Genomic DNA, 21,819 nt, shown 5'->3' on the forward strand with positions numbered 1-21,819 from the left:
GGGACGTGCGTCGCCGGATCAGCTCGGTTCGCGCTGGACCAACCGCCCGCCCGCGAGCTGAACCGTTGCATCGCAGCGCTGTGCGATCGCCAGATCGTGCGTGACCAATACCAGGGTGGCCCCGCTCGCCTTGTTGAGCGAAAACATCAGGTCGATGACACGTTCGCCGGTCGCCGTATCGAGACTTCCCGTCGGTTCGTCGGCAAACAGCACGGCCGGCTGGGTCACGAATGCACGTGCGAGCGCCACGCGTTGCTGTTCGCCGCCGGAGAGCTGCTTCGGGTAATGCGTGAGGCGCGACCCCAACCCCACCTGCTCAAGCAATTCGACGGCACGATCGCGCACGTCGCATGTCTCACCCAATAATTCCAGTGGCAGCATTACGTTCTCGAGTGCGGTCAGATGCGGCATCAACTGAAACGATTGAAAGACGAATCCAACGGCACCGCGCCGCAATGCCGCGCGCCCTTCTTCGTCGAGTTCGCCCAGCGATTTGCCCAGTAGCGTGATGCTGCCGTCGGTCGCCGTGTCGAGGCCCGCCATCAGCCCGAGCAGCGTCGACTTGCCCGATCCCGACGCGCCGACGATGGCAACGCTCTGGCCCTTCGCGACGGAGAAATCGATATCCTGCAAAATGACCAGTTCACCGGTGGCGTCACGCAACCGCTTCCCCAGGCCCCGCACTTCAATTACGTTTTCGGAAAACGACATGGCAAGAAGAGAGTTCTTGAAATTGGCCGCCTCAGCCTTCGTTGGCTGGTGCATGCTCTCAGGGACCGCGGCGCACGCGGCAAGTTCGGGACCGCCCACGATCCTGGTCGTGGGCGACAGCCTCTCGGCGGAATATGGCATCGCTCGCGGCGCGGGCTGGGTGAATCTGTTGCAACAGACGATCACGCAAAGCGGATTCGATTATAGCGTCGTCAATGCGAGTATCAGTGGCGACACGACGAGCGGCGGACGCGCCCGCCTCGCGCCTCTGCTCGAGCGCTACCACCCCGCCATCACCATTCTGGAGCTGGGCGGCAACGACGCCTTGCGCGGCATTCCACTCGATCTCACACGCACGAACCTGCGCGAGATGATTGCCGCCGCTCGCAAGGCAGGCAGCCGTGTGATCGTCGTCGGCATGCGCATTCCGCCGAACTACGGCCCCGACTACAGCGAACAGTTCTTCAACATGTTTTCCGTGCTCGCCAAACAGGAGAAGACGGGCTACGTGCCGTTTCTGTTGGCCGGCGTTGTGGAGCACCCGGACTGGTTCCAGCAGGATCAGATCCATCCGCTTGCCAAAGCCCATCCCCAGATCTTGCAGAACGTATGGCCGACGGTGAAACCGCTGCTCAAACCGGGCGGCAAGCCATCGGGAAAGGCGGCAGATACCCGGGCACCGAAATCGGGCGCATGATCCAGACATAAAAAAACGCGGCCGCCGGGCCGCGTTTTTCGTTGTGTCGTCGTCTTGTCGCGCAGGCGCTCAGTTGCTCGACGCCTTGGTTACGTCATTGACGATCTTGACCTTCGAGCGCGCACGCAGATCACCCAACCAGGCGTTCCACTCGGCCTGTGCGGCCAGTTGATTCAACTGTTGTGCTTCCGCGGCAAGACGCTGCGGATCCTGAACGATCGGCTGCGTCACTTTGCTGATGCGGTACACGGCGTAACCTTGCCCATCGCCCAGCTCGACGCCCACGTAGGCAGGAAGCTTAGAGGTATCGGCGCCAAAGATGGCCGTGAGCGCGGCCGGCGCCAGCTTGCCCGGATTGTCGCGCGATACCGTCTGCGCGGCCCCAAAGGTCGCGTCCCCACCCTTCTTGAGCGCGTCGAGCTTCGCCATACCGGCCTTCTTCGCTTCCTGCTCGGCCAGATCGGCAATCGTCTTCTCTTTGACCTGCTCAGCGATCTGCGCGAGCGGCGGCGTGGCGGCAGGGTGATAGCTGACCACGTGCGCCGAAACCAGCACGCCTTGCCCCACATCCACGGCTTCGGTATTGCGTTTGTTCTTGAGCGACTCGTCGCCGAACACGGCTTTGAGCAGTTTCTCGTTGCCGAGCGGCCCCTGCGCCTGCGACGGATCCGGCTTGCGCGTGACGGTCGCCGTCTGCACTTTCAGGTTCAACTTGTCGGCGGCCGGCTGCAGGCTGTCAGGTTGCTCGTACACCGCGTTGGTGAACTGGTCGGCAAGCTTGGCATACGCCTTGGCCGATTCCTGCTGACGATATTGCTCGGCCAATTGCGACTTCACGTCGTCGAACGACTTCGTCTGCGCGGGCTTGATACCGGTGAGCTTGATGATGTGATAGCCGAAATCGCTCTTCACCACATCGCTGATGTCCCCTTCGCTCTTCAGGGCGAAAGCGGCATCGGCAAACGGCTTGACCATCGCGTCACGCGTGAAGAATCCCAGATCGCCACCCTTGGCCTTCGAGCCCGGATCTTCCGAGTTTTCGCTCGCCAGCTTGGCGAAGTCGTTGGGGTTCTTGCGGAGTTGCGCGAGCAAGGCATCGGCCTTCGCCTTCGCCTTTGCATGGTCGGCCGGCGACGCGTCGGCCGGCGATGCGATCAGAATGTGCGATGCACGACGCTCTTCCTGCGTGGTGTACTGCTTCAGGTTGTCGTTGTACATCTTGCGCAGCGCGTCGTCGCTCGGCGCGGCCTGCGCCGACGCCGGCATTGCCTTAGGATCGAGCACCACGTACTGGATCTCGGCGGACTCAGGCGTCTGGAACGCGGCCTTGTGGGCGTCGTAGTACGCCTGGATCTGCGCTTGCGTGGGGGTGATCTTGCTGGCGAAGTCCGACACGGGGAAGTTCAGTGCAGACACTTCGCGCTGCTGGGCGCGCAATTGCGCAAATCGATCGAGAACCGTCTTCGGCAGCATCGCGCTTGCCTGCACACTCGTGGGCAGTTGATTCGACGCGAGCTCGAAACGGATCTGCGCCTCGAGACGTTGCGGCGTCATGTTCTGCGCCGAAAGCAGTTGCTCGTATGCGGCCTGATCGATCGAGCCGTCCGCACGGCGCAACTGTGCAATCGCCGGAATCGCGAGCAGCGCATCACGCACTTGCGTATCCGGTACCGACAGATTTTTCTTGAGTGTTTCCTGCGTGAGCAGCTTCTGCTGGATCAGGTTATCCAGCACGGCACTGCGCATTTCAGGGGTATTGATCTGGCTCGCGTCGACCGCACCGCCGAACATCTGCTGCATGCGCTCGGTCTGCGCGCGCAGCACGCTGTCGTACTCCTGACGTGTCACCGTCTGATCGCCGACCTTGGCAATCGTGCCGGCATCCGAGGCATATTCCTGCCAGCCGTGCACGCCGAACACCACGAACGACGGCACGATCAGCACCGTCAGGAAGATGAGGACCAGTCGTTGATGACGGCGGATGAAGTCGAACATACGAAATCGGAAAAGTCGTCTGGAAGCGTCTTAGGACGTCATATGGCAAAAAAGGCGAACCGAAGTTCGCCTTTTCACAATTTGGCGGAGCGGACGGGGCTCGAACCCGCGACCCCCGGCGTGACAGGCCGGTATTCTAACCAACTGAACTACCGCTCCCCAAGATCTGGAACTGGTGGGTGCTGAGGGGTTCGAACCCCCGACCTACGCCTTGTAAGGGCGCCGCTCTACCAGCTGAGCTAAGCACCCGTTCCCGATTCAAGTGTTGTTCTTGATGCTGTCTCCCGCCGAAGCAGGAAAGCTTGTTAGTTTATCGTATCTTTCAAATCTTTGCCAGGGCGAAATTTCGGAACCTTCGCTGCCTTGATCTTGATGACGTCGCCGGTGCGAGGATTGCGTCCTGCGCGCGCCGCGCGCTTGGCCACGTAGAACGTGCCGAAGCCCACCATCGTCACATCGTCACCCTTCTTCAGCGCCTTCTTTACTGCTCCCACCATTGCGTCAAGTGCTCGACCCGCGGCCGCTTTCGAAATGTCGGCCTCTCCCGCGATATGTTCGATCAGTTCCGTCTTGTTCACTGTAACCCCCTTGCAAGGATAGTAGGCGATTGAGCCGCGGAGGCGCTCTTTGCGCGCCTTGACATTGATCTGCGAGGTCCGCTGGCTTTGCCATTAGACAAGCCGGAAACCCTGATGTCAAGCCGTTTTGCAGCGTTCCGGCAGCATAGAAAGCACTCCTGAATCTGAACTTTCCGGAGGCTATTTTCGAGCACTTTGCGTCAACAAAAAAAAAGCCCGGGGAAAACCCCGAGCTTTTTTCCGTGCTTTCACATCGGGCGATCGCTCGCGGAACCCATCGCTCCGCCAGCAACGTTCGACGATCAACGACTGTCAGTGCTTGATGACATCCTGCTTGCCGCTGGCATCCGCCGTGGGCGTGACAGGCGCCGCCTTGGCTTCATCTTCCGGCAGCGGCTCCGGCGCATGTTCGAGCGCAAGTTCGAGCACCTTGTCGATCCAGCGCACCGGCACGATTTCCAGCGCGTTCTTGACCGTATCGGGAATCTCGGCGAGATCCTTTACGTTCTCTTCCGGAATCAACACGAGCTTGATGCCGCCGCGATGCGCTGCCAGCAGCTTCTCCTTGAGACCGCCGATCGGCAAGACTTCACCGCGCAGCGTGATCTCGCCGGTCATCGCCACATCCGCGCGCACCGGAATACCGGTGAGCACCGACACGAGCGCGGTCGTCATGGCGATACCGGCGGACGGACCGTCCTTCGGCGTCGCACCTTCCGGCACGTGAATGTGGATGTCGCGCTTCTCGAACTGCTCGTCTGTCACACCAAGGCGCCGCGCCCGCGAACGCACCACGGATCGCGCAGCCTCGACCGACTCCTTCATCACGTCGCCGAGCGAGCCCGTACGAATGATGTTGCCCTTGCCCGGCATCACCGCCGCTTCGATGGTCAGCAGATCGCCGCCCACTTCCGTCCACGCCAGCCCCGTGACCTGGCCGATCTGGTTCTCCTTCATGGCCAGCCCGAAGTCGAACTTGCGCACGCCCAGGAAGTTGTCGAGATTGCTCGCATCGACCTTGATCGAGGTGCCTTCGACCTTCTTGAGCAGGAGCATCTTCACGACCTTGCGGCAGATCTTCGAGATCTCGCGCTCGAGCGAGCGCACCCCCGCTTCACGCGTGTAGTAACGAATGATGTCGCGGATCGCCGCTTCGGTCAGATCGATCTCGCCTTCCTTCAGGCCGTTGTTCTTCTTCTGCTTCGGCAGAAGATAACGCTGGGCGATGTTGACCTTCTCGTCTTCCGTATAGCCCGACAGACGAATCACTTCCATACGGTCGAGCAACGGTGCCGGAATGTTCAGCGAGTTCGAGGTGGCCACGAACATCACATCCGACAGATCGAAGTCGACCTCGACATAGTGGTCCGAGAACGTGTGGTTCTGTTCCGGATCGAGCACTTCGAGCAGCGCCGAACTCGGATCGCCACGGAAGTCCATGCCCATCTTGTCCACTTCGTCGAGCAGGAACAGCGGGTTACGCACGGCGACCTTCGACAGGCTCTGCAGAATCTTGCCGGGCATCGAACCGATGTACGTACGACGGTGACCGCGGATTTCAGCCTCGTCACGCACGCCACCCAATGCCATGCGCACGAACTTGCGATTCGTGGCACGCGCGATCGACTGGCCGAGCGAGGTCTTGCCCACGCCAGGGGGCCCAACCAGGCACAGGATCGGTGCCTTGACCTTGTCCACGCGCTGTTGCACGGCAAGATATTCGAGAATGCGTTCCTTGACCTTCTCCAGGCCGAAGTGGTCCTCGTCGAGCACCTTCTCGGCATTCGACAGATCGTTGTTCACCTTGCTCTTCTTGCGCCACGGCAAACCGACGAGCGTGTCGATGTAGTTACGCACGACCGTCGCCTCGGCCGACATCGGCGACATCAGCTTGAGTTTCTTGAGTTCGGCGTCGGCCTTCTTCTTGGCTTCCTTCGGCAGATGCGCGGCCTTGATGCGCTTCTCGAGTTCCTCGAGATCGGCGCCTTCTTCGCCTTCGCCCAACTCCTTCTGGATGGCCTTGACCTGTTCGTTGAGGTAGTACTCGCGCTGGCTCTTCTCCATCTGGCGCTTTACGCGGCCGCGGATGCGCTTTTCCACCTGAAGAATGTCGATCTCGCTCTCGAGTTGCGCGAGCAGATGCTCGAGTCGTTCGATAACCGGGAACATCTCCAGAATCTTCTGCTTCTGCTCGAGCTTGAGCGGCAGATGGGCCGCAATCGTATCAGCCAGACGACCCGCTTCGTCGATGCCAGACAGCGACGTCAGGATCTCCGGCGGAATCTTCTTGTTGAGCTTCACGTACTGATCGAACTGCGCGACGATGGCACGACGCAGCGCCTCGGATTCCGGCGAGTTGCCGTCATCCGGCTCGAGCGGCATGACTTCCGACGTAAACTGGGTCTCCTCTTCGTCCACACTCAGCGTGCGGGCGCGTTGAATCCCCTCGACCAGCACCTTGACGGTGCCGTCGGGCAGTTTGAGCATTTGCAGGATGTTCGCGACGCAGCCGATCTCATAGAGATCCTTGGCCGTGGGCTCATCCTTCGCGGCCGCTTTCTGGGCGACCAGCATGATGTGCTTGCCGCCTTCCATGGCGGTTTCAAGCGCTTTGATCGATTTCGGACGCCCCACGAAAAGGGGAATCACCATGTGCGGAAACACGACCACGTCGCGCAAAGGCAACAGGGGCAGTTGAATCGCTTCGGGCGGGAGGATTTGGGTGCCTGACATCTCGTTCCCCATATTTAACGATACCGTTGTGTTCCTGCTAATTGAGGCCGCCGGCGAGAATTACAAGAGGCCGGTAGAGGCCCTTTCGCCGACAAGGTGCACCACTCGGGGTTTCATTGCCCGTGGCACTAGTATGAAGGAAAAAAAGCCGCCCATGTTTCCATGAACGGCTTACGGTGGCATTGAGTTGACCGTTCAATTGGAGCCGGCAACCTTGGGCGGCTCCTGGTAGATCAAGAGCGGCTTTCCGTCGCCGCTGATGGCGTTCTCGTCCAGAATCACCTTGGTCACGCCCTTGAGCGAGGGCAGCTCGTACATGACCTCGAGTAGCGCCTGTTCGATGATCGAACGCAGGCCCCGCGCCCCGGTCTTGCGCTTGATGGCCTTGCGGGCCACGGCATGCAGCGCCGCCGGGCGGATTTCCAGCTCCACGCCCTCCATCATGAAGAGACGCTGATACTGCTTGACCAGCGCGTTCTTCGGCTCGATGAGAATCGTCACCAGGGCGTCCTCGTCAAGCTTGCCCAACGTGGCAACCACGGGCAGGCGGCCGATCAGTTCCGGAATCAGGCCGAACTTGATCAGGTCTTCAGGCTCGACGTCGCGCAGCAACTCGCCCGCATCACGCTCTTCGCCGGTCTTGACCGTCGCACCGAAACCGATACCCGTCTTCTCCGTGCGGTTCATGATGATCTTCTCGAGACCGTCGAAGGCACCGCCGCAGATGAACAGGATGTTCGTCGTGTCGACCTGAATGAAATCCTGGTTCGGATGCTTGCGACCGCCTTGCGGGGGCACCGAAGCCATCGTGCCCTCGACGAGCTTGAGCAGCGCCTGCTGCACCCCCTCGCCCGACACGTCGCGCGTAATCGACGGATTGTCCGACTTGCGGCTGATCTTGTCGATTTCGTCAATGTAAACAATGCCCTTCTGCGCTTGCTCGATCTCGTAATTGCAGTTCTGCAGAAGCTTCTGGATGATGTTCTCGACGTCTTCGCCCACGTAACCGGCTTCGGTCAACGTGGTGGCGTCGGCAATCACGAACGGCACGTTGAGCAAACGCGCGAGCGTCTGCGCGAGCAGCGTCTTGCCCGAGCCGGTCGGCCCGATGAGCAGGATGTTGCTCTTGGACAGTTCCACCTCGTCGCGCTTGTCGCCGAGGTGCTTCAATCGCTTGTAATGGTTGTAGACCGCCACCGCCAGAATCTTCTTGGCGCGGTCCTGACCGATCACGTACTGATCGAGGCTCTCGCGGATCTCCTGCGGCGAGGGCAGATCGGACTTGCCACCGCTGCCGCTTTCGTCCTCGGCCGCCGCAGCCTCGTCACGGATGATCTCGTTGCACAGATCAATACACTCGTCGCAGATGAACACGGACGGCCCCGCGATGAGCTTCTTGACCTCGTGCTGACTCTTTCCGCAGAACGAGCAGTAGAGCAGCTTTTCGCCGTTGGAAGTGCTTTTTTTATCCACCATATCTGTGTCAGCCTGCTAGCAATTTGCGCCCCGGTCGTCCCCCGTCGGGGGCGGCAAACGCGGCATACGTGAATCCCATTGTAACGCCATGCCGCGCGAGCGTGTGGCCCACCCGCGACAGCAACAAATTCCCTTCTACGACAAAGACTTGGCGAGAGCATCCGTATTTTCGAGACGAAAATACCGGATGTCGCGCCGCCACTTTTACCGTCGATCGCCCCGAAGTCGGGCCGCGATCAGGGACGCTTTTCCAGCACGCGATCGATCAAGCCGTACTCGACCGCGTCCGCAGCCGACTTAAAGTTGTCGCGATCGGTGTCGCGCGCGATGACTTCGAGCGACTGCCCGGTGTTCTCGGCGAGCAGACGGTTCAGGCGATCCTTGAGCAACAGGATTTCGCGGGCGTGGATTTCGATGTCCGACGCCTGACCGCGCGCGCCACCCAGCGGCTGGTGAATCATGATGCGAGCGTTCGGCAGCGCGAAGCGCTTGCCCTTCTCGCCGGCCGCCAGCAGGAACGCGCCCATGCTCGCCGCCATGCCCAGGCACAGGGTCGAGACCGGCGGCTTGACGAACTTCATCGTGTCATAGATCGCCAGCCCGGCCGAGACGGAACCGCCCGGCGAGTTGATGTACATCGAGATTTCCTTGTCAGGATTCTCGCTCTCGAGGAACAGCAACTGGGCGACGACGAGGTTGGCGCTCTGGTCGTTGACCTCGCCCACCAGGAAAATGATGCGCTCCTTGAGGAGTCGCGAATAGATATCGTAAGCGCGCTCACCGCGCCCACTTTGCTCGACGACCATCGGCACGAGGCCAAGGCCTTGCGTCTCGAGGGCGGAGCTCTGGGGTTGGGAGGCGAGTTGGGCGAGCAATTCGGAACGGGTAAGCATATCGGTTCGACCCTTCTATCGAGATGGTTTTGCGCGCCGCAGGGAGGAGGCCCGGGGGCCATTTGGAAAAGAACCGCCACGGCCTTGCGGCCGCGGCGGTTCAGTCGGTCGTACGTGGTCGATTACGCTTGCGTGTTGCCAGCCAGCTCTTCGAAGCTAACTTGCTTGTCGGTGACCTTGGCCTTGCCCAGGACGAACTCGACAACGTTGTTCTCGACGACGAAACCTTCCATTTCCGCCATGCGCTGCTGATCGCCATAGTACCAGCGGACGACTTCCTGCGGGTCTTCGTAGCTCTTCGCGAATTCCTCGACTTCCGCCTTGATCTGTTCCGGCTTGGCCTGCAGGTCGTTTTGCTTGACGAGCTCGGCCAGGATCAGGCCCAGCTTGACGCGGCGCTCGGCTTGCTCCTTGAACATCTCGGCGGGGATGGGCACGTTGGCGGCGTTGGGCACACCGCGCTGCGCGAGGTCCTGGCGGGCCATCGCGACCAGACGCTCCTGATCCTGTTCGACCAGCGCGTTCGGCACCTCGAGCTCCGCCACCGAAATCAGGGCGTTCATCACCTGATCCTTGAGCAGCGCCTGCGTGCGACGCTTGACTTCGCGCGACAGGTTTTCCTTGATGTCGGCGCGCATCTTCTCGAGGCTGCCGTCGGCGATACCGAGCGACTTGGCGAACTCGGCATTGACTTCCGGCAGATGGGCCCACTCGACCTTCTTGAGCGTCACGGTGAACGTGGCGGTCTTGCCGGCCACTTCCTTGCCGTGGTACTCGTCCGGGAACTTGAGCTCGAACTCCTTCGACTCGCCAACCTTCAGGCCCAGCGTCGCCTTCTCGAACTCGGGCAGCATACGGCCTTCGCCGAGCACGAACACGAAGTCTTCCGCACTGCCGCCGGCGAATGCCTCGCCGTCGATCTTGCCGACGAAATCGACCGTCACGCGGTCGCCGTCCTTGGCTTCGACCGAGCCGCCGTCGCCGTGCTCGCCGGCTTCACCGCGCACGTGGTAGTGCACGCGCTGCTTGCGCAGGATATCGATGGTGCGATCGATCTCGGCTTCCGAGACGTCGGTCGTGGTGCGCGTGACCTCGGCGCTGGCCAGGTCACCGATCTTCACTTCCGGGTAGATCTCGAAAGTGGCGTCGAATGCATATTCGGTCTCGGCCGCGTCGGCCTTCGGCGCGAAGCGCGGCTGACCCGCCACGCGCAGATCCTGCTCCTTCGTGATTTCGAAGAATTGCTGGCCGACCTTGTCGCTCACGACTTCGGCTTCGACCTGACCACCATACTGCTGGGTGACCATCTTCAGGGGCACCTTGCCCGGGCGGAAGCCCGGCATGCGAACCGTCTTCGACAGCTTCTGGATGCGCGTAGCAACTTCTTTTTCGACGTCCTGCTTGAGCAGGGCGATGGTAAAGCGACGCTCGAGCTTGCCGAGGTTTTCAACAGCGATAGTCATGAGGATATTCGTCCTTCCAGAGGGTCGTTCTGTGTTACGGCGAGGGATGGCCGCAAGCGGACCCTGTCAGTTAATCAACCTTGGGCCGGTACCGACGATGCGACGCCGGCTTCCCTCCGTCCCCGAGCGAATCGGGGTCGCGCCAAAACGGTTTTGCACACAAAGCGGAACATTTTAGCAAACTATTGTCCCGCCTCCAGACTTTCCGGCCGGAAATCCACGAAATCGGGCCTTTACGCCGGTGATCGACCGCGTCGCGAGTGTCACCCGCGAACCGCGCCGCGACGGACCGGAATTGCATATTAGAGGGTCCCACCCAGAAAAAGATCTTGGGGCGGACGTGCGAACCACCTAGGATTCAATCGAACGTTTGAATGAAACATCGGTTCATTGAGACTGGATGGATGCGGCATGGCGCCGCGTCGCCGAGGAGAAATCGCCGTGAGCCCACGCCTTGCAGCCGGCCGACAAGCCGGCGACACGAAATTGCGGATACTCGACGCCGCGGAAGACCTGTTCATCGAGTACGGCTACGAAGCCATGTCGCTGCGCCAGATCACATCGCGCGCGGAGGTCAACCTGGCCGCCGTCAATTATCACTTCGGCAGCAAGGAAACCTTGCTCCAGGCGATGCTGGCGCGACGTCTCGATCGTCTGAACGACGAACGGCTGGCACTGCTCACCCGGGCCGAGGCCGAATGGCCCGATGGGCGGCTCACCTGCGAGCACGTGCTAGGGGCGATGTTCATCCCGGCGCTTGCCATCTCGCACCATCGCGAAATTGGTGGCCCTGCGTTCCTGCGCCTGCTCGGGCGAGTCTACGCGGATCCGTCGCCGTTCATCCGCGAGTATCTGCAACAGCATTACGCACCGGTGTTCGAGCGGTTCTTCGAAGCCTTCGCGCGGGCGTTGCCGGAGCTTCCGCGACAGGAACTGGGGTGGCGCCTTCACTTCGCGTTGCAGGCCCTCTCCGGCGTACTCGCCAGCAGCGACACGTCGCGTCTGATCGACACCTTCGCGCAAGGCCAGCCCATGGGCGACCTGCAGGTCGTCGCCCGCCTGACCGCACTGATGGTCGCCGCGCTCAAGGCACCGATGCCGGGCGAAGCGCAGATCGCCAGTTTTGCCGCCGTGTTTGCACTTGCGAGGGACGCCGACATCACGCCGCCGCGCGAAACAGGCGCTGCTCACGGAGAGGACCAAGTTGCGGTATCCGGTGACGGCAACGTCGCGCCAGGCACCGCCGACGCAATGCCCGACGGCCACGGCCGCTCGCTGGCGAGCGCCTGAAGACATCGACACGCCGCAAGGCCTGCGCCAAGAGGACGCTGACCGGACACGCGCTCTGCCGCTGCCAGGTCGGAGGATCACCCGAACGTGCAAATTCCCGGCGCACCAACACACCGCCGGGCGATCGAACAATAACGCCGCCGCGGAGCCAGTCCGGCACAGGGCAACGCCCCCGTGACCTGACACACCGGCAGACGGCACGAGAAAGACAGTCCCGCCAGCGGCCGTCCGTCAGCCGGCAACGGCGATCGGGCCGAGTGCCGACATTTGCGCCAGCGGCCGGCGGGACCGAACCCAAAGGGAGGAATACATCATGGCGGTATGGATTCTCGCGTTTGTCGTGGGTGTGAGTACGCTGCTCCTGTACCGGGCGCGCGCATGGCAATGGCTCGTTGCCACGGTGCTGTGGCTCGGTGCGGGCATTGCGACCGGATTGATCGGGACGGTCGCGACCGCAGTCCTCGCCGTCGTCTTCGTGCTGCCCCCGCTCGTGTTGAGCATCGGCCCGCTGCGTCGGGCGTGGATTACCGCGCCGGCGCTCGCCAGGTTCCGCACGATCATGCCGGAGATGTCCGAGACGGAAAAAGACGCCATCGAAGCCGGCACTGTCTGGTGGGACGCCGACCTCTTTTCGGGACGTCCCGACTGGGGCAAGTTCATGGCGCTTCCCGCCCCAAGGCTCAGCGCTGAAGAGCAGGCGTTCATGGACAACGAGGTCGAGCACCTGTGCGACCTGTCCAATGACTGGGAAAGCACGCAGGTCTGGCAAGACCTGCCGCCCAGGGCGTGGCAGTATGCCAAGGACGCGGGCTTTCTCGGCATGATCATTCCCAAACGTTACGGCGGCCTCGAATTCTCCGCCTACGCGCACTCCCAGGTGGTGATGAAACTCGCGTCGCGCTGTTCCGCAGCCGCGGTCTCGGTGATGGTGCCGAACTCCCTGGGTCCGGCGGAGTTACTGCTGCACTATGGCACCGAGGAGCAGAAGAACTATTACCTGCCCCGTCTGGCGAGGGGACAGGAAATTCCCTGCTTCGCGCTGACCAGCCCCTACGCCGGCTCCGACGCCGCCGCCATTCCCGACGTCGGCGTCGTCTGTCGGGGCGTGCACGAAGGCCGCGAGACGCTGGGCTTTCGCGTGACGTGGAGCAAGCGCTACATCACGCTCGGCCCCATCGCGACCGTATTGGGTCTGGCCTTCCGCGCGCTCGATCCCGACCATCTGCTGGGCAGCGATGACGAGCCGGGCATTACCTGCGCACTCATTCCGACGAACCATCCGGGCGTGGTCATCGGTCGGCGCCACTGGCCGCTCAACGCCGTGTTCCAGAACGGCCCCAACTCGGGCAAGGACGTCTTCATTCCGCTCGACTGGGTCATCGGCGGTCAGGCGCAGGTCGGCAAGGGATGGCGCATGCTGATGGAGTGTCTGGCCGCGGGGCGGGCGATCTCGCTGCCGTCGTCGAACGTCGGCTATTCGAAGATCGCCGTGCGCGCCACGGGCGCTTACGCTGCCGTACGCCGGCAGTTTCGCACGCCCATCGGCAAATTCGAGGGCGTGCAGGAAGCGCTCGCGCGCATGGCCGGCAATCTCTATGCCATGGACGCCGCTCGCCGCTTGGCCGCGCTCGCCGTCGATCTCGGCGAGAAGCCCTCGGTGATCTCCGCCATCGCGAAGTACCACGTCACGGAGCGCGCACGCAAAGTCGTGAACGACGGGATGGACGTCGTCGCGGGCAAGGGTATCTGCATGGGGCCCAACAACTTCCTCGCGCGCGCCTACCAGCAGGTACCGGTCTCGATCACCGTCGAGGGCGCGAACATCATGACGCGCTGCCTGATGATCTTCGGCCAGGGCGCCATCCGCTGCCACCCCTATGTCCTCAAGGAACTCGCCGCCGCACAGACGACCGATCACGCCGCTGCCGTGCGCGCCTTCGACGACGCCCTCTTCGGCCACCTGAGCTTTGTGACGAGCAACATCGTGCGCGGCGCACTGCAAGGCGTCACGCACGCGAGATTCTCGACCGTGCCGTCGAACGCGGCGCCCGAGCTGCACGCGTATTACCGCGCGGCAAACCGCTTTTCGACACTGCTCGCGATTGCGGCGGATGTCTCGATGGCCGTGCTCGGTGGCTCGCTCAAGCGCCGCGAAAGCATCACCGGCCGGTTGGGCGACATCCTGTCGCAGTTGTTCCTGCTCACGGCCACGCTCAAGCGCTACGAGGACGAGGGGCGACCGCAAGCCGACTTGCCGCTCGTGCACTGGGCCGCACAGGACGCGCTGTGGCAAGCTCGCGAGGCGTTCGAAGGCGTACTCGCCAACTATCCGTCGCGTCCGGTCGCCTGGTGGATGCGCTGGAAGCTCGCACCGTTCGGCCTGCCTTACGCGAAGCCGTCCGATGCGCTTGCCGCGCGCGTGGCCGACCTGATGCAGACGCCGGGCGACACCCGCGAGCGCCTGATCGCGGGCAGCTATTCCCCGCGTCCGGAAATCGACGAACTCGCCTACGGCGAAATCGTCTTCCAGATGTCGCCGCAAGTGGCCGCGATCGAACAACGTCTGCGCCTCGCCGTCAAGGAAGGGCGTCTGCCGACGATGCCGCAAAGCCTGCCCGAATTCACACAATGGGTGGCGCATGCCGCGCGGCTGCAACTGGTGAGCGACGACGAGCGCCAGGTGCTGCATCAATATGCCGATTACGCGGCACGTGCGGTCGCCGTCGACGATTTCCCGGCCGACTTCGGCCGCCTCGCGGACGTGCAGCGCGCGCAACGGCAGGAACCGGCCGACGCCGCGCTCACCTCATGAGTGCGGCGAGCGCCGACATCGATGCCTTTCTTTTCGCGACCCCGAGGATGAACGCGCCGTGACGACGTCCGACCGATATCTGGCCTTCGCCAACTCCCCCGTCGGCAGCCGCCTGGCCAATGCGCTGGGCCTGCCGCGTCCCGTACCCCTGGAGCGCATGCCAACTGACGGCGACGATCGCGCCGCCGGCAGCGCCGGCACCGCCAGCGCCGTGCCCGCGCCGCTGGCCGTCGTGGGCGGCGCCGGCGACGCACCGCTGTTGCCCGGACTGGCCCGTGAGCTACATTGGCTCGGGGTGCCAAGTCTTGCGCATGCCCAGCGCCTGGACTGGATCTCGTACGCCAACCAGGCCGGCACGATGAGCGGTCGTTTCAATCCGGTCGAAGGCGTGCGGCCGAAAGCACTCCTGTTCGACGCGAGCGCCATCGACGACACTGACGCGCTGAACGCGCTCTACGAATTCTTCCACGACACCCTGGCCACGCTCGATCGATGCGCTCGCGTGCTCGTGTTCGGCTTGCCGCCCGCGCTCGCGCCGACACCGCAGGCCAGCGTTGCGCAACGCGCGCTCGAAGGGTTCGTGCGTTCGCTGGCCAAGGAGGTCAAGCGCGGCGCGACGGCACAATTGCTATACGTTGCGCCGCAGGCGCGCGAGGCGCTTCACTCCACGCTCCGGTTCTTCCTGTCGCCTCGGGCGGCCTATGTCAGCGGCCAGGCCGTGACGCTGCAGGCCCCCGTGTTCGCTGCACCGCCGATGCGGGATCAACGCCCACTGGCCGGTCAGGTCGCCGTCGTCACCGGCGCGGCACGGGGCATCGGCGAAGCCATTGCCACCGTGCTTGCTCGCGATGGCGCCCACGTCGTCTGCGTCGATATCGCGTCCGCGCGAAACGCGCTGGAGACGGTCGCCACGCGCCTGAACGGCAGCGCCCTCGCCTGCGACATCGCCGCGCCCGAGGCGGGTGCCACGTTGCTCGCGCATCTGGCCACGCACGCGCCGAACGGACTCGACATGCTGGTGCACAACGCCGGCATCACCCGCGACAAGACGCTCGTTCGCATGAGCGAGGCGCAATGGCAAAGCGTGCTCGACATCAACGTCGGCGCGCCGCAACGACTCAATGCCGCGTTGCTCGACGCGGGGGTGCTCCGCGCGGCGAGCCGCGTCGTGGGCGTGGCGTCGATCAGCGGGATCGCCGGCAATCGCGGGCAGACGAACTACGCCGCCTCGAAGGCCGCGGTCATTGGCATGGTGCAAGCGTGGGCACCGCGCCTGGCCGAGCGCCGGATCAGCATTAACGCCGTGGCGCCGGGTTTCATCGAGACGCAGATGACCGCGGCGGTGCCGTTCGCGATCCGCGAAGCCGGACGACGCATGAATTCGCTCGGCCAGGGCGGCCAGCCCGTCGACGTGGCCGAAGCGATCGCGTGGCTGGCCCACCCGGCCTCCGGGGCCCTGACCGGGCAGGTCGTGCGTGTGTGCGGGCAAAGCCTGCTCGGCGCCTGAGTCGTCCGCGTGGAGCACAACACCATGCCCAACGACCGCCCCCGCGACGACGTGCGTGCCCCGTTGCCCGCAGTGGACGTCACGCACCTGCCCTCGCCGCTGCATCTCTACCTGCGCGCGCTGCTGACCTCACGCAAGCCGGCCGAGGCGCGCGCGCTCCCGACGCTGGCGTTCGCGAGGCGCAATGTCGCGCTCGACGCGTCGGCCATCGCCCGTTACGCACAGCTGTGCGGATTTCGCGACGCGAACGCAGTACCGCCGACGTGGCCGCATCTGCTGGCTTTCCCGCTACACATGCTGTTGATGACGGATCGCGCGTTTCCGTTCGCCATGCTCGGCATGGTGCATCTGGCCAATCGGATTCGTTCGCACGCCACGCTCTCGCCGGGTGATCGGATCGATCTCGACGTGCGAAGCGGCGCGCTGCATGCCCACGACAAGGGACAGGCTTTCACCGTCGTCACCACGGCGCGCCGCGACGGCGCGGTCGTGTGGACCGGCGAGAGCCTGTACCTGCGCACCGGGGTGCACGATGCGCTCGGCACGCCCTATCGAGCTGAACTGAGCGCCGGCGCCGCGCTGGAAGCGTCGCGCACATGGCAAGTGCCGGCTGACCTCGGCCGCCGGTATGCGCGGCTGTCGGGCGACTACAACCCGATCCATCTTTGGCCCGTCACGGCGAGGCTGTTCGGCTTTCGCCGTCCGATCATCCACGGCATGTGGAGTTTCGCGCGCGTGCTCGCCGAGGTCCTGCCCCCCCACGCCGACGATCTCGATCTTCTCGTCGAGTTCAAGACCCCCGTGCTGCTGCCCGGCGAAGTCACTTTCTGGCGCGCGGCACACGGCGGGGTCTTCGAGTTGCGCGATGCGGCGGGCGCGGTGCCCCACCTGCGCGGGCGCTGGCAGGCGCCGGCGCCCTCTTCCTCTTCTTTCCACACGGAACCCCAGTCATGAGCGCCTTCAAACCGACCGCACCGGCGCCCGCCTTACGGCGCGTGGCGATCCTCGGCGGCAACCGCATTCCGTTCGCGCGCGCGAACACGGCCTACGCCACCGCGTCGAATCAGGACATGCTCACGGCTGCCTTGCAAGGCCTAGTCGACCGCTTCGACCTGCACGGCGAGCGCCTTGGCGAAGTGGCCGCGGGCGCCGTGCTCAAGCACGCGCGCGACTTCAACCTCACGCGCGAATCGGTACTGTCCACGACACTGGCCCCGCAAACGCCCGCTTACGATGTCCAGCAGGCCTGCGGCACCGGCCTGGAGACGGCGATACTCACCGGCAACAAGATCGCGCTGGGTCAGATCGACGTTGCCATCGCTGGCGGTGTGGATACGGCATCGGACGCCCCGATCGGCGTGAACGAGCATCTGCGCAAGATCCTGCTCGAGGCCAACCGTCAACGCAGTACCGGCGGCAAGCTCGGCGCGCTGTCCAAGGTGCGCCCGGGGATGTTGTTCCGCCCGGCGCTGCCGCGCAATGGCGAGCCGCGCACCGGCCTGTCGATGGGAGAGCATTGCGAGCTGATGGCAAAACGGTGGCAAATCGAGCGCGCGGCGCAGGACGAACTCACGCTCGCGAGCCATCGACATTTGGCCGTGGCGTACGAGCGCGGCTTCTTCCTTGACCTGATGACGCCGTTTCGCGGCTTGCAGCGCGACAACAATCTGCGGCCCGACGTCTCGCTCGAGGCACTCGCCGGCCTCAAACCGGTGTTCGACCGCAGCGCCGCCGGCACCCTCACCGCGGGGAATTCCACGCCACTGACCGACGGCGCATCCTGCGTGCTACTCGCGAGCGAGGACTGGGCGCGCGCGCACAACCATCCGGTGCTCGCCTACCTGACCTACTCGCAAACGGCCGCCGTGGACTTTTTCAATCCCGACGACGCGAAGCGTGAGGGCCTGCTCATGGCGCCCGCTTATGCCGTTCCCCGCATGCTCGCGCAGGCCGGTCTCACGTTGCAGGACTTCGACTTCTATGAAATCCACGAAGCGTTCGCGGCCCAGGTGCTGTGTACGCTCAAGGCATGGGAGGACCCGCAGTATTGCCGCGACCAGTTGGGGCTTGCGGCGCCGCTGGGCGCCATCGATCGCCGTCGTTTGAACGTGAACGGCAGTTCGCTGGCCTGCGGTCACCCGTTCGCCGCCACCGGCGGGCGAATTCTTGCCACGCTCGCCAAACTGCTCGCCGAGCGCGGCGGCGGACGCGGCCTCATCTCGATTTGCGCCGCCGGTGGTCAAGGCGTCGTTGCCATGCTGGAGCGCGAATGAGGTAACGCCAATGAAGGGGCAATAGGTATCGCCGGACCGGGCGCGAATGTCGAGTTGCCGTCAGAGCAGCCGCACCGCGCCGCCGGGTCGGTGAACGATACAGGGAGACGATGATGGATCAAGCCGTAGCGCAGGCGCGCGTCTGGTTGCGCGCCTACCCACCCGGCGTGCCCGCCGATATCGACGTGACTCGCTACACGTCGCTCGTGCAGGCGTTCGACGAGTGGATCGACAAGTACCGCGAACGCGTGGCGTTCGTGAGCCTCGGCAGCGAAATGACATACGCGGAAGTGGCGCGTCAGGCGCGTGCGTTCGCGGCGTGGCTGCAATCGCGGGGCGTGCAAAAAGGCGAGCGCGTCGCCTTGATGATGCCCAACTGCTTTCAATACCCCATCTGCCTTTTCGGCACGCTCATCGCGGGCGGCGTCGTCGTCAACGTCAACCCGCTGTACACGGTTCGCGAACTGAAGCATCAGCTGGTCGACAGCGGCGCGCGCACCCTCGTCGTGTTCGAGAACTTCGCGAAGACCGCTCAGGACGCGATTGCCGGCACCGACGTGCAGCAGGTCCTCGTGACACAGATCGGCGATCTGCTCGCCCCCGGCGCCAATCTGAAGGGACGCGCCGTCAACTTCCTCATGCGACACATCGGCAGGCAGGTCCCCGCTTACGATCTGCCACAGGCGATCCCGTTGCGCCGCGCGCTCGCGCAAGGCGCGCAACAGGCGCCCGCGCCCGTGCCGCTCATGCGCGACGATCTGGCATTTCTCCAGTACACCGGCGGGACGACGGGCGTGGCCAAGGGGGCAATGCTCACCCACGGCAATGTGCTCGCCAACCTGCTGCAAACCGAAGCGTGGGCTGCCGATCAGCTCGACGGCGACATCGAGGTGAACCTCTCGCTGTTGCCCATGTATCACATCCTCTCGCTCACGGTGAACTGTCTCATCTTCATGAGCCTGGGCGGGCGCAACATTCTCATCGCGAATCCACGCGACGTGAAGAAGGTCGTGTACATCATTCGCAACGAGACCTTCACCGGCGTGACTGGCGTGAACACGCTCTTCAACGGCTTGCTCGAGAACGCCGACTTCTGCGCGCGGGACTTCTCGAAGCTCAAGCTCTCGCTCGCAGGCGGCATGGCCACGCAGCGTGCCATCGCCGAACGCTGGCGTCAGGTGACCGGCAAGCCGATCATCGAGGGCTACGGGCTGACCGAATGCTCGCCGATCGTCACGATGAACCCGGTCGATCTCGCCCATATGGACACGTTCGAATTCACCGGCTCCATCGGACTGCCCGCGCCGTCCACCGAAGTTCGGTTTCGGCGCGAAGACGGCACTTGGGCCGATCTCGGCGAGCCGGGCGAGCTCTGCGTGCGCGGCCCGCAGGTCATGCGCGGCTACTGGCAGCGCCCCGAGGAGACCGCCTGCACCATCGATGCCGACGGCTGGCTGATGACCGGCGACATCGGCGTGATGGACGAGCGCGGCTATGTGCGGCTCATCGATCGCAAGAAAGACATGATCCTCGTGTCGGGCTTCAACGTCTATCCGAACGAGATCGAAGACGTCGTCATGCTCCACCCCGGGGTGCGCGAAGCGGCAGTCGTGGGCGTGCCCGACCCGATCGCGGGAGAGCGCGTGAAGCTCGTGCTCGTGGCTCGCGATCCGCAGCTCGATGCCGACGCGATCCTCGCGCACTGCCGCGCACACCTGACCGCCTACAAGGTGCCGCGCATCGTCGAATTCCGCCAGGGCGAACTGCCCAAGACGACCGTGGGAAAGATTCTGCGGCGCGAACTGCGCGGCACGCATGACGAAAGTCATTCGCGCGCCGCGGACGCCACGACGGCAACGCGCGGCGGGCGCGACTCACACGCGCCGACACCCGCGAACCAGGGAGACAAATGACATGATCCATCGAACCTTCATGCCCGCCATGCCCGCCATGCCCGCCATGCCCGCCATGCCCGCCATGCCCGACGCGCCCGACGTGCCGGCGCAACGCGCCAGCCGAGCCGCTCGCCGCACGCCGCGCACACCGCGCACGAAGCGGCTCGCGATCTCGCTACCGCTGCTCCTGGCCGTGCTGCACGTCGCCGATGTGCGCGCGCAAGCGCAGCCGCAGCCCGATGCCACGCCGACGAGCGCCGTCGCCCCGGAGACCGGCACACCTGACGCCGAAGCGCCGAAGCTCGCGGCGATGCCCATCGCCGCGCAGGCCCAGTGGCTCGCGCAAGCGATCAAGCGCGGCGAGTTGGCCAAAATGCCCGACGAAGCGGTCGTCGCCCGCCTGCAGGCGCTACAGGCCGACGCGCTGGTTCGCGTGCTCAAGGCGGAATCCGCCGCGCTGCCGGAATACCAGTACGATCTCACGCGCCACGAGCGCATCAACGACCAATGGCAGACCACGCCCGATCGCATGCTCGTCAAGATTCGCGAAAAGCCCTTGCAGATCTACGCAAAGTGGTTACCCGGCGGCGCGCATGCGGGGCAGGAGATCATCTACGACGAGACGAAGAACCCGAAGGAAATGTACGGCCACCTCGGCGGCATTCTCGGCTTCACGTCGATCTGGAGCAGCATCGACGGCCCCCTCGCCCGCTCGCAATCGAACCACACCGTGCGCGATCTCGGCTTCGCATTCATCGCCGAACGGATCGCGCACGACGGCCGAAGCTTCCGTGCCGAAGGTCTCTCCGACAAGCCCGCACGAATTTCGGTATCCGAATTGAATGGCGTGCGCGTGGCAGCACTGGAATGGGAAGCGCCGTCCGGGCCGCCGCAGCACTACGCCAGGAAGTCACGCGTGCTGATCGATCTGAAAACGGGGTTGCCGCGCGGCATCGAGGCGTGGGATGCCTCAGGACAGAAGATCGAGGAGATGCGCTTCGAGAAGGTGCGCAAAATGCAGTGGACAGACGCCACGTTCGATCCCAGGAACCCGGACTACAAGTTCTGATCGGCAGCCGTCCCAGGGGCACGATCCGGCGCAATCTCGCGCCATCGGCGCCGCACGGACGGCGCAGGCAAGACGAAAGCCCGCCATCCGTACCAACGGGTGGCGGGCTTTCGTCCGACCGGACGTTCGTGACCGGCTAACGCTGGCCGGTCAGCGACGCACGCTCAGGTCTGCGGCAGTTCGATCTTCACTTCGAGCACTTCCAGGTTGTCCTGGTGCTCGACACTGACCTTGATGTCGTCTTGTCCGATTTTGACGTATTTGGAGATGACGGCAACCAGCTCGCGCTGCAGGGCCGGCAGATAATCCGCCGGCGGCGACGAGCCCGCGCGTTCGTGCGCCAGAATGATCTGCAGGCGCTCTTTCGCCACGGCGGCGGTCTTTTTCTTCTCCCCCAGGAGGAAAGACAGGAAGGACATGGGCGCTC

16 protein-coding genes and 2 tRNA genes are annotated in these 21,819 nt (G+C 63.9%); 8 read left to right on the top strand and 10 right to left on the bottom strand.

All coding sequences use genetic code 11. The features are described 5' to 3' along the window. Nucleotides 1-18: 18 nt before the first annotated feature. Nucleotides 19-711: an ABC transporter ATP-binding protein gene (locus tag PMO31116_RS02185; RefSeq protein WP_150565255.1), complete on the bottom strand. Its 693-nt coding sequence runs from the start codon at nt 709-711 to the stop codon at nt 19-21. Between PMO31116_RS02185 and PMO31116_RS02190 the strand changes: the two genes are divergently transcribed. After that, a complete protein-coding gene (locus PMO31116_RS02190; protein ID WP_150565256.1) occupies nt 710-1,408 on the top strand; it encodes an arylesterase in 699 nt (232 codons plus the stop codon). The genes PMO31116_RS02185 and PMO31116_RS02190 overlap by 2 nt on opposite strands. A gap of 69 nt (nt 1,409-1,477) precedes the next feature. Here the strand turns inward: PMO31116_RS02190 and PMO31116_RS02195 are convergent, their stop codons facing one another. The 8 genes from PMO31116_RS02195 to tig all read right to left on the bottom strand — a co-directional run bounded on the left by PMO31116_RS02195 (nt 1,478) and on the right by tig (nt 10,546). After that, entirely contained in the window at nt 1,478-3,403 is a 1,926-nt protein-coding gene (locus PMO31116_RS02195) for a SurA N-terminal domain-containing protein (protein WP_150565257.1), read from the bottom strand. A gap of 82 nt (nt 3,404-3,485) precedes the next feature. Then, nucleotides 3,486-3,562 (bottom strand) — tRNA-Asp (locus tag PMO31116_RS02200). A gap of 14 nt (nt 3,563-3,576) precedes the next feature. After that, a tRNA-Val gene (locus tag PMO31116_RS02205) sits at nt 3,577-3,652 on the bottom strand. Nucleotides 3,653-3,708: 56 nt separating this feature from the next. Then, nucleotides 3,709-4,011, bottom strand: coding sequence for an HU family DNA-binding protein (locus tag PMO31116_RS02210; RefSeq protein WP_470381988.1), 303 nt, complete (start codon nt 4,009-4,011; stop codon nt 3,709-3,711). Nucleotides 4,012-4,293: 282 nt separating this feature from the next. Beyond that, the gene (gene lon, locus PMO31116_RS02215; protein ID WP_023874528.1) at nt 4,294-6,714 is read right to left on the bottom strand and encodes an endopeptidase La; all 2,421 of its coding nucleotides are present in this window, start codon (nt 6,712-6,714) and stop codon (nt 4,294-4,296) included. A 195-nt stretch (nt 6,715-6,909) separates the two neighbouring features. Continuing rightward, nucleotides 6,910-8,190, bottom strand: a complete 1,281-nt coding sequence (gene clpX, locus PMO31116_RS02220; RefSeq protein WP_023595740.1) for an ATP-dependent Clp protease ATP-binding subunit ClpX — start codon at nt 8,188-8,190, stop codon at nt 6,910-6,912. A gap of 236 nt (nt 8,191-8,426) precedes the next feature. Continuing rightward, the gene (clpP, locus tag PMO31116_RS02225) at nt 8,427-9,083 is read right to left on the bottom strand and encodes an ATP-dependent Clp endopeptidase proteolytic subunit ClpP (RefSeq protein WP_150565258.1); all 657 of its coding nucleotides are present in this window, start codon (nt 9,081-9,083) and stop codon (nt 8,427-8,429) included. Nucleotides 9,084-9,205: 122 nt separating this feature from the next. Then, on the bottom strand, nt 9,206-10,546 hold the full coding sequence (gene tig / locus PMO31116_RS02230; RefSeq protein ID WP_150565259.1) for a trigger factor: 1,341 nt from the start codon (nt 10,544-10,546) through the stop codon (nt 9,206-9,208). Between the two features lie 441 nt (nt 10,547-10,987). Here tig and PMO31116_RS02235 point away from each other — a divergent pair, with 441 nt between their 5' ends. The 7 genes from PMO31116_RS02235 (at nt 10,988) to PMO31116_RS02265 (ending at nt 21,392) form a co-directional block, all read left to right on the top strand. Next, nucleotides 10,988-11,836, top strand: a complete 849-nt coding sequence (locus tag PMO31116_RS02235) for a TetR/AcrR family transcriptional regulator (protein ID WP_246185103.1) — start codon at nt 10,988-10,990, stop codon at nt 11,834-11,836. A gap of 313 nt (nt 11,837-12,149) precedes the next feature. Continuing rightward, entirely contained in the window at nt 12,150-14,648 is a 2,499-nt protein-coding gene (locus tag PMO31116_RS02240) for an acyl-CoA dehydrogenase (protein ID WP_150565260.1), read from the top strand. Nucleotides 14,649-14,706: 58 nt separating this feature from the next. Further along, nucleotides 14,707-16,155, top strand: a complete 1,449-nt coding sequence (locus PMO31116_RS02245) for a 3-oxoacyl-ACP reductase (protein ID WP_150565261.1) — start codon at nt 14,707-14,709, stop codon at nt 16,153-16,155. A 24-nt stretch (nt 16,156-16,179) separates the two neighbouring features. Next, nucleotides 16,180-17,109 (top strand): MaoC family dehydratase, encoded by a 930-nt coding sequence (locus PMO31116_RS02250; protein ID WP_150565262.1) that lies wholly within the window; start codon nt 16,180-16,182, stop codon nt 17,107-17,109. Continuing rightward, nucleotides 17,106-18,428 carry an acetyl-CoA C-acetyltransferase gene (locus PMO31116_RS02255; RefSeq protein WP_150565263.1) on the top strand — a complete coding sequence of 441 codons (1,323 nt, stop codon included), beginning with the start codon at nt 17,106-17,108 and terminating at the stop codon, nt 18,426-18,428. Before PMO31116_RS02250 ends, PMO31116_RS02255 begins: the two co-directional genes overlap by 4 nt. Before the next feature lie 113 nt (nt 18,429-18,541). Further along, on the top strand, nt 18,542-20,341 hold the full coding sequence (locus PMO31116_RS02260) for an AMP-binding protein (RefSeq protein ID WP_150565264.1): 1,800 nt from the start codon (nt 18,542-18,544) through the stop codon (nt 20,339-20,341). Between the two features lies 1 nt (nt 20,342). Further along, nucleotides 20,343-21,392 carry a DUF1571 domain-containing protein gene (locus PMO31116_RS02265; protein ID WP_246185104.1) on the top strand — a complete coding sequence of 350 codons (1,050 nt, stop codon included), beginning with the start codon at nt 20,343-20,345 and terminating at the stop codon, nt 21,390-21,392. A gap of 164 nt (nt 21,393-21,556) precedes the next feature. Here PMO31116_RS02265 and minE read toward each other — a convergent pair whose 3' ends face one another. Then, nucleotides 21,557-21,811, bottom strand: a complete 255-nt coding sequence (minE, locus tag PMO31116_RS02270) for a cell division topological specificity factor MinE (protein ID WP_023595730.1) — start codon at nt 21,809-21,811, stop codon at nt 21,557-21,559. Nucleotides 21,812-21,819 lie beyond the last annotated feature (8 nt).

This window comes from Pandoraea morbifera (assembly GCF_902459575.1).
GTDB lineage: Bacteria > Pseudomonadota > Gammaproteobacteria > Burkholderiales > Burkholderiaceae > Pandoraea > Pandoraea morbifera.

What these genes read in the sequence shown, in the direction of transcription:
- clpP (WP_150565258.1), bottom strand. Translation starts at nt 9,083, where the DNA reads ATGCTTACCCGTTCCGAATTGCTCGCCCAACTCGCCTCCCAACCCCAG.
- PMO31116_RS02260 (WP_150565264.1), top strand. Translation starts at nt 18,542, where the DNA reads ATGGATCAAGCCGTAGCGCAGGCGCGCGTCTGGTTGCGCGCCTACCCA.
- PMO31116_RS02185 (WP_150565255.1), bottom strand. Translation starts at nt 711, where the DNA reads ATGTCGTTTTCCGAAAACGTAATTGAAGTGCGGGGCCTGGGGAAGCGG.
- tig (WP_150565259.1), bottom strand. Translation starts at nt 10,546, where the DNA reads ATGACTATCGCTGTTGAAAACCTCGGCAAGCTCGAGCGTCGCTTTACC.
- PMO31116_RS02195 (WP_150565257.1), bottom strand. Translation starts at nt 3,403, where the DNA reads ATGTTCGACTTCATCCGCCGTCATCAACGACTGGTCCTCATCTTCCTG.
- PMO31116_RS02250 (WP_150565262.1), top strand. Translation starts at nt 16,180, where the DNA reads ATGCCCAACGACCGCCCCCGCGACGACGTGCGTGCCCCGTTGCCCGCA.
- PMO31116_RS02265 (WP_246185104.1), top strand. Translation starts at nt 20,343, where the DNA reads ATGATCCATCGAACCTTCATGCCCGCCATGCCCGCCATGCCCGCCATG.
- PMO31116_RS02255 (WP_150565263.1), top strand. Translation starts at nt 17,106, where the DNA reads ATGAGCGCCTTCAAACCGACCGCACCGGCGCCCGCCTTACGGCGCGTG.
- lon (WP_023874528.1), bottom strand. Translation starts at nt 6,714, where the DNA reads ATGTCAGGCACCCAAATCCTCCCGCCCGAAGCGATTCAACTGCCCCTG.
- PMO31116_RS02240 (WP_150565260.1), top strand. Translation starts at nt 12,150, where the DNA reads ATGGCGGTATGGATTCTCGCGTTTGTCGTGGGTGTGAGTACGCTGCTC.
- clpX (WP_023595740.1), bottom strand. Translation starts at nt 8,190, where the DNA reads ATGGTGGATAAAAAAAGCACTTCCAACGGCGAAAAGCTGCTCTACTGC.
- minE (WP_023595730.1), bottom strand. Translation starts at nt 21,811, where the DNA reads ATGTCCTTCCTGTCTTTCCTCCTGGGGGAGAAGAAAAAGACCGCCGCC.
- PMO31116_RS02190 (WP_150565256.1), top strand. Translation starts at nt 710, where the DNA reads ATGGCAAGAAGAGAGTTCTTGAAATTGGCCGCCTCAGCCTTCGTTGGC.